We start from the raw sequence: 14,424 nt of genomic DNA on the forward strand, positions 1-14,424 counted from the left end.
GCAATCCGGTGAGGCGCAACGTTGCGGGGGCTTGATCCCCTGACGGGCGTCTGCCTGCCGCAGTGGCAACATGCGCCCGAACCGGGCCGCAGGGATATCCTTGCGGCCTTTTTCGTTTACTGCGGATACGGTACCCAGTCGCCGCCGTTCAGGCGCACGTAGGGTTTATCCTGGTACTGAATCACCACCGCGTTGGCGTTTTCCGAGACCGCCGCGGTTTGCGGCAGATTACTGGTGAGCTTCGTCCAGTCAACCGGATCTTCGGAGAAGATCTTGCCGTCGAGCACGCGCACCACCAGTTCTGAGATGGCCAGATAGCTGCTCGGTTGGGTAATTTCAATCGGCGCGCCCTGATGCGGCGCTTTCATGCCAAAGAATTTCACCCCGGCGGGGACGTTGGTGATCGACGGGCTGGGGATATCGCGCAGACCGGAGACCTGCATTCTGTCGCCTTTCAGCGCCCCGCCATGTTCCGGCACCACCACCACCATGACTTTACGGCCAGACTTCTCGAGCTGCGTAAAGAACGCATCCAGTTCATCGAAGAATTTCTGTGCACGCGCTTTGTAATCCGCCGTTTTGCTCACGCCAGGATAGTGGTTGCCATCGTGCAGCGGCAGGGTGTTATAGAAGGTTGCGCTGCGCGAATCTTTGTCCTTTTCGGTGGTTTCAAGCCAGCGGTTAAGCACTGCCGTATCGTCATAGACTGGCGAGCCGTCAAAGCCCAACAGCGGCACCGGTAAACCACTCTGATCCATCAGCTCAGCCTGCATACCGCCGTTTTCGCGCACTTCTTTCAGGAAGCCGCCGAACTCACCGTTGTGTCCCATCATCAGATGCTGGGCGAAGCCCAGTTTCGACAGATTATCAAACAGATAGCATTCATTGCCGGCTGGTTGATACAGATTGGTATGTGACGGCTGACCGCAGCTGGCGCGCAGCAGGCGAATCGCCGCCGGACCGCTGTAAGAGGTCGCCGAGTTAAAGTGCTTAAACTGAATATCAAAATGCGACCACAGCGGATGTGACATCAGCCCCGCCGCTTCGATATCGGACCACGAAAGCGAGCAGATGTTGATCACCAGCAGTTCAAACGGCTGGGCATCTTCCGGCAGCGCCGCCGGGAAGGGCGTTTTACGTTTTGCTTCCGCGTTGTAAAAGGTGTTCAGCCAGGCGTTGAGGTTGGCGGACGTCGGTGGCGCGGTTTGCGCCGGGATATCACCGACAACCGGCGCGCCTTCAGCGGTGGCGATCGTGGCCGCCGCGGTACCGCCGGTGGTCGTGACGGTGTTGGTCGGCTGACCGGCAGGCCACAGTGAAAAACTCGGCCCCGCCAGCGTCAGAACGTTGAGCCAGACCATTATGGCCACCACAAAAACGGTGACGCGAACCCACTGCGCCAAAAACAGCCACGCCACGAGCAGCACGAACACCGCGCCGATCATTTGCCAGTTAATAAAGCGGGTGACCAGGTCGAGCATATAGTCAGTGCTGAACGCCGCGACCTGGGAGCCCTGGCTCATTATACTCTCTGGCCCTGGCAGCCAGGTATCGTGCCAGAACAGGGCAAAACCAATCGGAATGGCGATCCAGTGGCGAAGGCGATGCAGGCTGTAGCGCGGAATCGGCATCAGCAGGAACGCCATGAACACCAGGTTCATCAGGGCGTGGAAGTTAAGATAGCCTGCCCAGAGCAGACCAAATTTCACCAGAAAATAGAAATTCCAGCCCGAAAGTCCGCGCCAGTATTGCCAGAGAGGCGAAGGCGGCGAGGCATGTTGAGTATGTTGAGTCATTTTTTGGTCGCTCTGGGAATTACCGTGCGGCGCAATGTTCCGGCCGGTTTGACATAACGAGGTTTAGCAAATAGCAGACGGGCGATGTTGCTGAGACGGCGCAGAGAATGACGCGCCAGATAGCCCAGTGGAAAAAAAATCAGCGCGCAGACGACGATGATTTGCAGAATATCGCTGATGGTCATCATGATGAACGCTCCATTTCATCGTCCAGCAAGCGCAGCGGCTGAGGAATTCGACGCCAGACCTTACCATCGTGTTCAGCGTTCAGTACGGGTTTGACCTCCTGGGTGAGCGGCAGCGGCTGACCCCACAGCTCCGGCGACAGCAGACGCATTTGCACCAGTTCGGCGCTGATCTGATTGTCCTCGAACCACACCATGCGGTTAGAGAACAGATCGCCGGTCGGCAGCGGAAAGATGTGATTCAGGGCGGTGTCGAGATCGTTGACCCGGCAGAACGACAAAAACAGCACCAGTCGGTTGCCGCCAATGGTCACAATATCGCCGGTACGGTGTGGGCGGCAAAGCGTTAACGCCTGTTCCACGCGAATACCTGGCACTGGACGCAGCGCCACCATCACCCCTTTGCCGTCGGCGGGGAGCAGGGTATTGCTCATCATATTATTCACCGCGTCACAGAAGACATCCCACTTCTGAAAGCCGCGCAGCTTCATCGGCTGGGTCATCGACAGCAGGGTGGTGATATCTTCCGGCACATAACGGCTGAACTGTTGGCCCTGCACGCTTTCAATCAACGTCAGGCAGCGGGAAAGCGGGGCGTTCCACGGGATCACCATATTGGCGCCGCAGCCCAGCAGCAGACGTTCGTCGGTGGCGCGCAGGCTGGCGATATTTTCCCGCACAAGAATTTTTAGCGCGCTGCCGCGCTGGCGGCGCAGGGTGTGGATGCTGCGCGCCAGCGGTTCAATCTGACGATTTTGCTGGAGAGAAAAGACCAATGTCGCCGCCTGGGCGGTACGGGCCTCATTGAATAATGCTTCATTACTGTCGAATAATTTCCAGTGCTCCGACAGCGGCGGCGCACCTTCGAGTACGGTCACATTACTGAGGATCCGCTTTTCGTCGCTGCGGGGCTGGATGTCGGCTTCGGCCTCTTGCGCCAGTTCCCAGCGACCCTGGCGATGGCGAATGGTCAACTGCTGGCGGGCGCTGACTCCTTTCTCGTTGCACCAGAAGGCGATATCCAGCAGGTGCTGGTCGCCCTGAAAACGCATGCTGGCAAGACCAGACAGCGAGCGATATTCCCCCATTAACAGCGAGAACTGTTTGTCATTATTATTCCCAGGGTTAAGCACCAGAACAGAACAACGATGAAGACGTGTCCATTTATTCATTTTATCCAGCCACTGACGCAATCGTTCCGCTGGAATATTTTGCCACGCATTATTTGCGCATATAAGGATGAATAAGTAATGGGTAGGATCAACTGAGCAGAGTATATCGCGGGACATAAAGTATAGTCCCTTCTCTGAATCTGGCATCGAAAATAACTGAATTTTTTCCGGACCTTGCGTTTCGTCTAATTTGAAAACTTTCCCTGGATCGCTGCCCATACTCATCGCCGCGACTTTTGCAGTCCCGGTTTGAAAAGCAATCGTTTGATTCGCCAGGCTGATAGCATCTTCACTGCGATCAGTGTTAACCCACCAGACACCGCCAGTTGGCATATGGCGAAGTTCATCCCATAATGATGAGATACCTATTGAAAATACTGGGTCCACAGCGTTCCTCGGGTCGCTATTTGTCTGCTTATCAGTTTACTAGCGAAAGCGCAGAAATAAACCTAACATTGAAATTAAAACGTATCAGATTTAGCATGTGAATCAATTTGGCTGGCAGGAAGCCTCTTTACGTCGGCCTTTCCGATTCCATGACTCGTATTCTTTGAGTGATGAAAAATCAGAAAATGCGCGGATTCTGACGCCATCAATTTTCGTTGGGAAGGGGGCTGAATGCAAACAGAAAAAATGTCTGAAGCATGGCGAGTATATTCAAAGGGATAAAAAAATATGTCTGACAACGAACCCGATACGCTGCCTGATTCAGCTTTAGGCTATACCTTTCAAAACGATTTCCTGGCCCTGAGCCAGGCTTTTTCATTGCCTGAATTCGATTACACCGATATATCCCAACGTGAACAGCTTGCCGCTGCGATTAAACGCTGGCCGCTGCTGGCTGAATTTGCGCAACAAGAATAAGGGAGTCGTGGATGGCTATTCTGGGACTTCAGGGCATCCGTGGTGGCGTAGGCACGACGTCTATCACTGCGGCGCTGGCCTGGGCATTACAACTGTTAGGTGAAAACGTCCTGGTGGTGGATGCCTGCCCCGATAATTTGCTACGCCTGTCATTTAATGTCGACTTTGTGCATCGCGACGGCTGGGCCAGAGCGCTGCTGGACGGGCGTGACTGGCGCGAAGGCGGAATGCGCTATACCTCGCAGCTCGATTTGCTGCCGTTTGGCCAGCTCACGGCGCAGGAACGTGACTACCCCGATCAATGGCAGGAACGGCTCGGCGAGATTGTCCCTGGCCTCCAACGGCTAAAAGAGAGCGGCAGGTATTCCTGGATTTTACTCGATTTGCCCACCGGCGCCGCGCCGCTCACTCGCCAACTGGTCAACGCCTGCGATCGTACGCTGGCGGTCGTCAAAGCCGATGCCAATTGCCATATTCGCCTGCATCAGCAGGCGTTGCCCGCCGGTTCGCATATTTTGATTAACGATTTACGCATTGGCAGCCAGATGCAGGACGATCTTTACCAGGTCTGGCTCCAAAGCCAGCGTCGGCTGCTGCCGATGGTTATTCATCGCGATGAAGCCCTGGCCGAATGCATGGCGGCGAAACAGCCACTGGGAGAATACCGCAGCGATTCGCTGGCCGCCGAAGAAGTGTTGACGCTGGCGAACTGGTGTTTATTGCATTATTCAGGCCGCAAAGACGCCGCCGGGAGCGCAACATGAGTATCCTGTCCCGGTGGTTGCTTATCCCGCCGGTCAGCGCGCGCCTGAGCGAGCGCTATCAGGGCTACCGTCGTCATGGCGCGCCAGCGTTTAGCGCGGCCCTGGGCTGTTTTTGGGCCGTTCTGGCATGGGTGTTCATCCCGCTGGAGCATCCGCGCTGGCAGCGGATCCGCGCTGCGCATAAGGCGCTTTACCCGCATATCAACGCCGCTCGTCCGCGCCCGTTAGATCCCGCCCGCTACGTTATTCAAACGCTCTGGCTGATGGCGACCGCCTCGCGTCGACAAACGGCCCAACCGCGCTGGCAGACCTTTTCCCGCCTGGAAGGCGTCCGGGGCCGTTACCATCAGTGGCTGGATAAACTGCCTGAACGGGTCACGCAAAACACAACCCATCTTGATAAGCAAAAGGAACTGGGGCATCTGAGCGCTGGCGCGCGCCGTTTAATCATTGGGATTATTGTCACTTTCTCGCTGATACTGGCGCTGATCTGCGTGACGCAGCCGTTCAACCCGCTGGCGCAGTTTATCTTCCTGATGCTGCTATGGGGCGTTGCGCTGATTGTACGGCGGATGCCGGGGCGTTTCTCGGCGCTGATGCTGATTGTGTTGTCGCTGACCGTATCATGTCGCTATATCTGGTGGCGCTACACGTCCACCCTGAACTGGGACGATCCGGTAAGCCTGGTTTGTGGACTGATCCTGCTGTTTGCCGAAACCTACGCGTGGATTGTGCTGGTGCTGGGCTACTTCCAGGTGGTCTGGCCGCTCAACCGTCAGCCGGTGCCGTTGCCCAAGGATATGTCGCAGTGGCCGTCGGTGGATATTTTCGTTCCGACCTACAACGAAGAGCTGCACGTAGTGAAAAACACCATCTACGCGTCGCTGGGCATCGACTGGCCGAAAGATAAGCTCAACATCTGGATTCTCGACGACGGCGGGCGGGAAGAGTTTCGCCAGTTTGCCCAGAATGTCGGGGTCCACTATATCGCCCGCACCACCCATGAGCACGCCAAGGCCGGGAACATCAACAATGCGCTGAAGTACGCCAAAGGCGAATTCGTGTCGATCTTCGACTGCGACCACGTGCCGACGCGCTCGTTCCTGCAAATGACCATGGGCTGGTTCCTGAAAGATAAAAAACTGGCGATGATGCAGACGCCGCACCACTTTTTCTCGCCGGACCCGTTCGAACGTAACCTTGGCCGCTTCCGCAAAACCCCCAACGAAGGCACGCTGTTCTATGGGCTGGTGCAGGACGGCAACGACATGTGGGACGCCACCTTTTTCTGCGGCTCCTGCGCGGTGATTCGCCGTAAGCCGCTGGATGAAATAGGCGGTATTGCCGTCGAAACCGTCACCGAAGATGCGCACACCTCGCTGCGTCTGCACCGTCGCGGTTACACCTCGGCTTACATGCGTATTCCGCAGGCGGCGGGGCTGGCGACCGAAAGTTTGTCCGCCCATATCGGCCAGCGTATCCGTTGGGCGCGCGGGATGGTGCAAATTTTCCGCCTCGACAATCCGCTTACCGGGAAAGGGCTGAAATTCGCCCAGCGGTTATGCTACGTCAATGCGATGTTCCACTTTCTGTCGGGGATCCCACGGCTCATCTTCCTGACCGCGCCGCTGGCGTTCTTGTTGCTGCATGCCTATATCATCTACGCGCCCGCGCTGATGATTGCGCTGTTCGTACTGCCGCATATGATTCACGCCAGCCTGACCAACTCGAAGATTCAGGGAAAATACCGCCACTCCTTCTGGAGTGAGATCTACGAAACGGTGCTGGCCTGGTACATCGCGCCGCCGACGCTGGTGGCGCTGATTAATCCGCATAAGGGCAAATTTAACGTCACCGCGAAAGGCGGGCTGGTGGAAGAAGAGTATGTCGACTGGGTGATCTCTCGTCCGTATATCTTCCTGGTGCTGCTTAACCTGGTCGGCGTGGCGGTAGGTATCTGGCGTTATTTCTACGGGCCGGAAAGTGAAATGCTCACCGTCATCGTCAGTATGGTGTGGGTATTCTATAACCTGATTATCCTCGGCGGCGCGGTGGCGGTGTCAGTGGAAAGTAAACAGGTACGCCGTTCTCACCGCATGGAGATCTCAATGCCAGCGGCGATTGCTCGCGAAGACGGTCATTTGTTCTCGTGTACCGTGCATGACTTCTCCGACGGCGGCCTGGGGATCAAAATCAACGGTCAGGCGCAGGTGCTGGAAGGGCAAAAGGTGAATTTACTGCTTAAGCGTGGACAGCAGGAGTATGTCTTTCCCACCCAGGTGGCGCGCGTATGGGGTGAACAGGTGGGGTTACAACTGATGCCGCTGACCACTAAACAGCATATCGATTTTGTGCAATGTACGTTTGCTCGTGCGGATACATGGGCGCTCTGGCAGGACAGCTATCCGGAAGACAAACCGCTGGAAAGCCTGCTCGATATTCTGAAACTGGGGTTCCGCGGCTATCGCCATCTTGCGGAATTTGCCCCAGCGTCGGTCAAAGTAATTTTCCGGTCTCTGACGTCTCTGGTTGCCTGGATTGTGTCGTTCATTCCGCGCCGTCCGGTGCAGGATGATATGGCGGTGCAACCACCGGCTCAGGTTATGGCTCAACAATGATGATAACGCGATGAAAAGAAAACTTTCCTGGATTTGTGCGATGGCAATGGGGATGAGCGCTATCCCCAGTTTCATGTCGAATGCGGCGCCAGCAATACAACCGCAGACAGCGGCTGAGCCAACCGCGGCCCCGGCCATTCCCGTTCAGGCGGACGACAATCAGCCGGTGGGCCAGGTGATGCCGGGCGTGCCGGGAGCGGATGCGCCGATCGTCGCGCAAAATGGTCCTTCGCGTGATGTGAAACTGACGTTTGCGCAAATCGCGCCGCCGCCGGGCAGTATGGTGCTGCGCGGCGTTAACCCGAACGGCAGCATTGAATTTGGCATGCGCAGTGATGAAGTGGTCACGAAGGCGATGCTGAATCTGGAATACACGCCGTCGCCATCGCTACTGCCCGTTCAGTCCCAGCTCAAGGTCTATCTGAATGATGAGCTCATGGGCGTGCTACCCGTCACCCAGGAACAGCTTGGCAAAAAGACGCTGGCGCAGATCCCCATCAACCCGCTGTTTATCACCGATTTCAACCGCGTACGGCTGGAGTTTGTCGGCCATTACCAGCAGGTATGTGAAAACCCGTCCAGCAGTACGCTGTGGCTGGATGTAGGTCGCAGCAGCGTACTCGATCTCACCTACCAGACGCTGGAAGTGAAAAACGATCTCTCGCACTTCCCGGTTCCGTTCTTTGACCCGCGCGACAACCGCGCGATGACGCTGCCGATGATCTTCGCCGGCGCGCCCGATCTTAAACTGCAGCAGGCCGCCTCTATCGTCTCGTCATGGTTTGGTTCCCGCTCAGGCTGGCGCGGGCAGCACTTCCCGGTGCTGTATAATCAACTGCCGGATCGGAATGCGATTGTGTTCGCCACTAACGACAGCCGTCCCGACTTCCTGCGCGAGCAGCCGCCGGTGAAAGCGCCGACGATCGCGATGATCGACCATCCGGAGAACCCCTACGTAAAACTTCTGGTGGTGATGGGGCGTGATGAAAACGATCTGTTGCAGGCGGCGAAAGGTATTGCGCAGGGCAACATTCTGTTCCGCGGCAGCAGTGTCGAAGTGAACGAGGTAAAACCGCTGCTGGCGCGTAAACCGTACGATGCGCCGAACTGGGTGCGGACCGATCGTCCGGTGACCTTTGGCGAGCTGAAAACCTATGAGCAGCAGTTGCAGTCCAGCGGCATCGAGCCCGCCGCCATCAACGTTTCCCTTAACCTGCCGCCGGACCTGTATCTGCTGCGCAGTACCGGTATTGATATGAACCTCAACTACCGTTACACCACGCCGCCGACCAAAGACAGTTCGCGCATGGATATCAGCCTGAATAACCAGTTTCTGCAAGCCTTTAGCCTCACCAGCAACGAAAAGAACAACCGTCTGCTGCTGCGTCTGCCGGTGCTGCAAGGGCTGCTGGATGGTAAAACCGACGTCTCGATCCCGGCGCTGAAGCTGGGGGCGGTGAACCAGTTGCGTTTTGACTTTGAGTACATGAACCCGATGCCTGGCGGTACGGTGGATAACTGTATTACCTTCCAGCCGGTGCCGAACCATGTGGTGATCGGCGACGACTCGACCATCGACTTCTCGAAGTACTATCACTTTATTGCGATGCCGGATCTGCGCGCCTTTGCGAACGCGGGGTTCCCGTTCAGCCGAATGGCCGATCTTTCTGACACCATCGCCGTGATGCCGAAAACGCCGAATGAAGCGCAGATGGAAACACTGCTGGAGGCGACGGGCACGATTGGCGCGCAAACCGGCTTCCCGGCCATCAACCTGACCATCACTCAAGACGGCAGCCAGATTCAGGGGAAAGATGCCGATATCCTGATTATTGGCACGATTCCGGACAAGTTAAAGGATGAGAAGCGTATTGACCTGCTGGTGCAGGCGGCGCAGAGCTGGGTGAAAACGCCGCTTCGCCAGAGCGCATTCCCGGGGATCATGCCGGATGAGGCCGACCGCAAAGCGGATGCGCAGGCCACTGTCACGTCGAGCGGCCCAATGGCCGCCGTGGTGGGCTTCCAGTCGCCGTTTAACGATCAGCGCAGCGTTATCGCCCTGCTGGCGGACAGCCCGCGCGGTTATGAACTGCTGAACGAAGCGATTAACGACAGCGGCAAACGTGCGGCGATGTTTGGTTCGGTGTCCGTCATTCGCGAGTCGGGCGTCAACAGCTTGCGGGTGGGCGATGTTTATTACGTCGGACATCTGCCGTGGTTTGAACGTCTGTGGTATGCGCTGGGAAATCATCCGGTGCTGTTAGCGGTGTTGGCGGCCATCAGCGTGGTATTGCTGGCATGGGTGTTGTGGCGCCTGCTGCGCATCATTAGCCGCCGTCGTCTTGATCCAGACCATGAGTAACGCATGATGAACGCGCTGCGTAGTGGAATCGCTGTTGTCCTGATGTTGGCCGCCCTGAGCGTTCAGGCGGCCTGTCATTGGCCCGCCTGGGATCAGTTCAAAAAGGATTACATCAGCAAGGAGGGCCGGGTGATTGATCCGAGCGACGCGCGGAAAATCACCACCTCGGAAGGGCAAAGCTACGCCATGTTCTTTGCCCTCGCGGCTAACGATCGTCCGGCGTTTGATACGCTTTTGGCATGGACCGAAAACAACCTGGCGCAAGGCTCGCTGAAAGCGCATCTGCCCGCCTGGCTGTGGGGACAAAAAGATCCAGCGACCTGGGAAGTGCTGGACAGCAATTCCGCTTCTGACGGCGATATCTGGATCGCCTGGTCGCTGCTGGAAGCCGGGCGTTTATGGCAGGAGCCGCGATACACCGATATCGGTAAAGCGCTGCTGAAGCGGATTGCCACTGAAGAAGTGGTGACGGTGCCAGGGCTGGGGTCGATGTTGCTGCCGGGTAAAATCGGTTTTGCCGAAGAAACCCGCTGGCGCTTCAACCCGAGTTATCTGCCGCCGCAGCTGGCGCAGTACTTTACCCGTTTCGGCGCGCCGTGGACCACCCTGCGGGAGACGAATCAGCGGCTGCTGTTAGAAACCGCGCCGAAAGGCTTTTCGCCGGACTGGGTGCGTTACGAGAAAAACAAAGGCTGGCAGTTAAAACCAGAAAAAACGCTGGTCAGCAGCTACGACGCCATTCGCGTCTATCTGTGGGCCGGGATGATGCATGACGGCGACCCGCAGAAAGCGCGGCTGCTCACTAAATTCAAACCGATGGCTACCCTGACAACCCAAAACGGCGTTCCGCCGGAGAAAGTGGATGTCGCCAGCGGCAAGGCGCAGGGCAACGGCCCGGTAGGCTTTTCCGCTTCTTTACTGCCTTTCCTGCAAAACCGCGACGCACAAGCGGTGCAGCGACAGCGCGTTGCAGACCACTTTCCTGGCAGCGATGCCTATTACAGCTACGTGCTGACCCTCTTCGGACAAGGGTGGGACCAGCATCGTTATCGCTTCACCGCCAAAGGTGAGTTACTACCTGACTGGGGCCAGGAATGCGCAAGTTCACACTAAGTTTTCTTGGGGTATCACTCGGTATTGCGCTGATGCCCTTCGCGGAAGCCGCGCCGTCGGCGCAACAATTGTTACTCGACCAGGTTCGGCTGGGCGAGGCCACGCACCGCGAAGACCTGGTGCGTCAGTCGCTCTACCGGCTGGAGCTGAACGACCCGAATAACCCTGACGTTATCGCTGCCCGCTTCCGCTATATGCTGCGTCAGGGCGACAACGACGGCGCTCAAAAGCAGCTCGACAGGCTTGCAGAGATCGCGCCCAATTCGGCGGCGTATAAATCGTCGCGCACCACCCAACTGCTGGCGACGCCGGATGGCCGCCAGGCGCTGCAGGAAGCGCGGTTACAGGCGACGACCGGACATGCGGAAGAGGCCATCGCCGCTTACGATAAGTTATTCAAAGGCGCGCCGCCGGAAGGCGAGCTGGAGGTGGAGTACTGGAGTACGGTGGCGAAAGTGCCTGCCAGACGCGGTCAGGCGATCAACCAGCTTAAGGCGATCAACGCCCGCAGCCCCGGCAATACCGGGTTGCAGAATACTCTGGCGCAACTGCTGTTCGATAACGACCGTCCGGCTGAAGGTTTTGTCGTGCTGGAACAAATGGCGAAATCCAGCGCCGGACGCAACGCGGCGGCAACGCTCTGGTACGCCCAGATAAAAGATTTGCCGGTCAGCGACGCCAGCGTAAAAGCGTTGCAAAAGTACCTCACCGTGTTTAGTGAAGGGGACAGCGTGACGGCGGCGCGCAGTAAGCTGAACGAACAGCAACAACAGCTTGCCGATCCGACGTTCCGCGCCCGTGCGCAGGGGCTGGCGGCGGTAGAGGCCGGGCAGGGCGGCAAAGCGGTTGCCGGGCTGCAGCAGGCGGTGAAAGCGAATCAAAACGACAGCGAAGCCGTTGGCGCGCTGGGTCAGGCGTATTCACAGCGCGGCGATCGCGCCAGCGCGGTGGCGCAGTTTAAAAAAGCGCTGGCGATGGATCCGCAAAGCCCGAGCCGCGACAAATGGGAAAGCCTGCTGAAGGTGAACAGCTACTGGCTGGCGATCCAGCAGGGCGACGCCGCGCTGAAAGCGAATGATATCGACCAGGCCGAACGGTTTTATCAACAGGCAAGACGCATCGACAATAGCGATAGCTATGCGGTGCTGGGGCTGGGCGACGCGGCAATGGCACGTAAAAACTACCCGGCTGCCGAGCGTTACTATCAGCAGACGCTGCGTATGGACAGCGGCAACACCAACGCCGTGCGCGGCCTGGCGAACCTCTATCGCGAGCAGTCGCCGGAGCGAGCCAGCGCTTTTATCGCCACGCTTTCCGCCAGCCAACGCCGCAGTATTGATGACATTGAACGCGGGCTGGAAAACGATCGTCTGGCGCAACAGGCTGAAACGCTGGAGAGCCAGGGCAACTGGGCGCAGGCGGCGGAGCTGCACCGGCGTCGTCTGGCGCTGGATCCGGGCAGCGTCTGGATAACCTACCGTCTGTCGCGCGATCTGTGGCAGGCCGGTCAGCGTAGCCAGGCCGACGCGCAGATGCACGCGCTGGCGCGTCAGAAACCTGGCGATCCCGAGCAGGTCTATGCTTACGGGCTGTACCTGTCCGGCGCCGATCGGGACCGCGCGGCGCTGGCGCATATCAACGCGCTGCCGCGCAGCCAGTGGAACCCAAATATTCAGGAACTGGCCGACAGGCTGCAAAGCAACCAGGTACTGGAAACCGCTAACCGTCTGCGCGAAAGCGGCAAGGAGCGTGAAGCCGAAGCGCTGCTACGTCAGCAGCCTGCTTCTACCCGTATCGACTTAACCCTCGCCGACTGGGCGCAGCAGCGCCGGGACGTTACGGCCGCGCGCGGATATTACAGCGGCGTGCTGGCGCGCGAACCGGACAACGTTGACGCGCTGCTTGGGCTGGCGGAGATCGACATCGCTCAGGGCGACAACGCGGCCGCGCGGGCGCGACTGGCGGCACTGCCGACGACCAACGGGTCTTCAATGAATATGCAACGTCGGGTGGCGCTGGCGCAGATGCAACTGGGCGATACCGTGGCGGCCAGACAGACATTCGATAGCCTGATTCCGCAGGCGAAATCGCAGCCGCCGTCGATGGAAAGCGCGATGGTGCTACGTGATGCCGCCAGGTTTCAGGCCCAGAGCGGCGAGCCGCAGCAAGCGCTGGAAACGTATAAAGATGCCATGGTCGCCTCTGGCGTCACCCCGACGCGTCCGCAGGATGACGACACTTTTACCCGTCTGACCCGCAACGATGAAACAGACGACTGGCTGAAGCGCGGCGTGCGCAGCGACGCGGCGGATCTGTATCGTCAGCAAGATTTGAACGTAACCCTCGAACACGATTACTGGGGATCGAGCGGTACCGGCGGTTATTCCGATCTGAAAGCGCACACCACCATGCTGCACGTTGATGCGCCCTGGTCCGATGGGCGTATGTTCTTCCGCACCGACCTGGTCAATATGAATGTCGGCAGCTTCGCAACCGATGCCGACGGGCGTTATGACAACAACTGGGGCACCTGTACGCTGGAAGACTGTAGCGGCAACCGCAGCCAGTCGGACGCCGGGGCGAGCGTGGCGGTGGGCTGGGCAAACGACACCTGGCGCTGGGACATCGGCACCACGCCAATGGGCTTCAACGTGGTTGATGTGGTTGGCGGCGTCAGCTACAGCAGCGATATCGGGCCGTTAGGGTATACGCTTAACGCGCATCGTCGTCCCATTTCCAGTTCGCTGCTGGCGTTTGGCGGCCAGAAAGACGCGCAGAGCCATAACGGCGACAGCGATGCGATTAACACCGGTAAAAAATGGGGCGGCGTACGCGCCGACGGCGGCGGCATCAGCCTCAGTTACGACAAAGGGGAAGCGAATGGCGTCTGGGCTTCGCTCAGCGGCGACCAGTTAACCGGCAAAAACGTGGCGGACAACTGGCGCGTGCGCTGGATGACCGGGTACTACTACAAGGTGATTAACGAGAATAACCGCCGCGTCACTGTCGGTCTGAACAATATGATCTGGCACTACGACAAAGACCTCAGCGGCTATTCGCTCGGTCACGGTGGTTACTACAGTCCGCAGGAATATGTGTCGTTTGCGGTGCCGGTAATGTGGCGTCAGCGTACGGAAAACTGGTCCTGGGAGCTGGGCGGTTCCGTGTCGTGGTCGCATTCACGCACGAAAACGATGCCGCGTTATCCGTTGACGAACCTCATTCCGGCGGATTACCAGGAGGCGGCGCGCGATCAGACCAATGATGGCGGCAGCAGCCAGGGCTTTGGTTATACCGCCCGGGCGCTGGTGGAGCGGCGGGTCACCTCCAACTGGTTTGTCGGCACCGCTATCGATATCCAGCAGGCGAAAGATTACACTCCAAGCCATTTCCTTCTTTACGTGCGTTATTCCGCCGCAGGCTGGCAGGGCGATATGGATTTACCGCCGCAGCCGCTGGTGCCTTACGCCGACTGGTAATCGCCAGGGTCGGATGGCGCTGCGCTGGCGTGAAAGCCAGATAAGACAACGCCGCCATCCGACGACCTGAA

The 14,424-nt window shown here is 58.2% G+C and carries 9 protein-coding genes; 6 read left to right on the forward strand and 3 right to left on the reverse strand.

The window, feature by feature from the left end; translation table 11 throughout:
- Positions 1 to 116: 116 nt before the first annotated feature.
- The 3 genes from bcsG to bcsE are packed head-to-tail and all read right to left on the reverse strand — an operon-like array spanning position 117 to position 3,540.
- Positions 117 to 1,796 (reverse strand): cellulose biosynthesis protein BcsG, encoded by a 1,680-nt coding sequence (gene bcsG / locus HVX72_RS00860; RefSeq protein WP_060570224.1) that lies wholly within the window; start codon positions 1,794 to 1,796, stop codon positions 117 to 119.
- Positions 1,793 to 1,984, reverse strand: coding sequence for a cellulose biosynthesis protein BcsF (bcsF, locus tag HVX72_RS00865; RefSeq protein WP_181822358.1), 192 nt, complete (start codon positions 1,982 to 1,984; stop codon positions 1,793 to 1,795). The genes bcsG and bcsF overlap by 4 nt, the downstream gene beginning before the upstream one ends.
- Positions 1,981 to 3,540, reverse strand: coding sequence for a cellulose biosynthesis c-di-GMP-binding protein BcsE (gene bcsE / locus HVX72_RS00870; protein ID WP_042286763.1), 1,560 nt, complete (start codon positions 3,538 to 3,540; stop codon positions 1,981 to 1,983). The genes bcsF and bcsE overlap by 4 nt, the downstream gene beginning before the upstream one ends.
- 288 nt (positions 3,541 to 3,828) lie before the next feature.
- Here bcsE and bcsR point away from each other — a divergent pair, with 288 nt between their 5' ends.
- Genes bcsR through bcsC form a run of 6 tightly spaced genes read left to right on the forward strand, consistent with a single transcriptional unit; the run spans position 3,829 to position 14,353 of the window.
- Complete coding sequence (gene bcsR, locus HVX72_RS00875) at positions 3,829 to 4,017, forward strand: cellulose biosynthesis protein BcsR (RefSeq protein ID WP_042286759.1); 189 nt, start codon at positions 3,829 to 3,831, stop codon at positions 4,015 to 4,017.
- 11 nt (positions 4,018 to 4,028) lie between these two features.
- The gene (gene bcsQ, locus HVX72_RS00880; protein WP_060570223.1) at positions 4,029 to 4,781 is read left to right on the forward strand and encodes a cellulose biosynthesis protein BcsQ; all 753 of its coding nucleotides are present in this window, start codon (positions 4,029 to 4,031) and stop codon (positions 4,779 to 4,781) included.
- The gene (bcsA, locus tag HVX72_RS00885) at positions 4,778 to 7,399 is read left to right on the forward strand and encodes a UDP-forming cellulose synthase catalytic subunit (RefSeq protein ID WP_181822359.1); all 2,622 of its coding nucleotides are present in this window, start codon (positions 4,778 to 4,780) and stop codon (positions 7,397 to 7,399) included. Before bcsQ ends, bcsA begins: the two co-directional genes overlap by 4 nt.
- A gap of 10 nt (positions 7,400 to 7,409) precedes the next feature.
- A complete protein-coding gene (gene bcsB / locus HVX72_RS00890) occupies positions 7,410 to 9,761 on the forward strand; it encodes a cellulose biosynthesis cyclic di-GMP-binding regulatory protein BcsB (RefSeq protein ID WP_042286752.1) in 2,352 nt (783 codons plus the stop codon).
- A 6-nt stretch (positions 9,762 to 9,767) separates the two neighbouring features.
- Entirely contained in the window at positions 9,768 to 10,874 is a 1,107-nt protein-coding gene (gene bcsZ / locus HVX72_RS00895) for a cellulose synthase complex periplasmic endoglucanase BcsZ (RefSeq protein WP_181823226.1), read from the forward strand.
- Positions 10,856 to 14,353, forward strand: a complete 3,498-nt coding sequence (gene bcsC / locus HVX72_RS00900) for a cellulose synthase complex outer membrane protein BcsC (RefSeq protein WP_181822360.1) — start codon at positions 10,856 to 10,858, stop codon at positions 14,351 to 14,353. The genes bcsZ and bcsC overlap by 19 nt, the downstream gene beginning before the upstream one ends.
- The last annotated feature ends 71 nt before the right edge of the window (positions 14,354 to 14,424 follow it).

The sequence above is a fragment of the Citrobacter sp. RHB21-C05 genome, assembly GCF_013889015.1.
Taxonomy (GTDB): Bacteria; Pseudomonadota; Gammaproteobacteria; order Enterobacterales; family Enterobacteriaceae; genus Citrobacter_A; species Citrobacter_A sedlakii.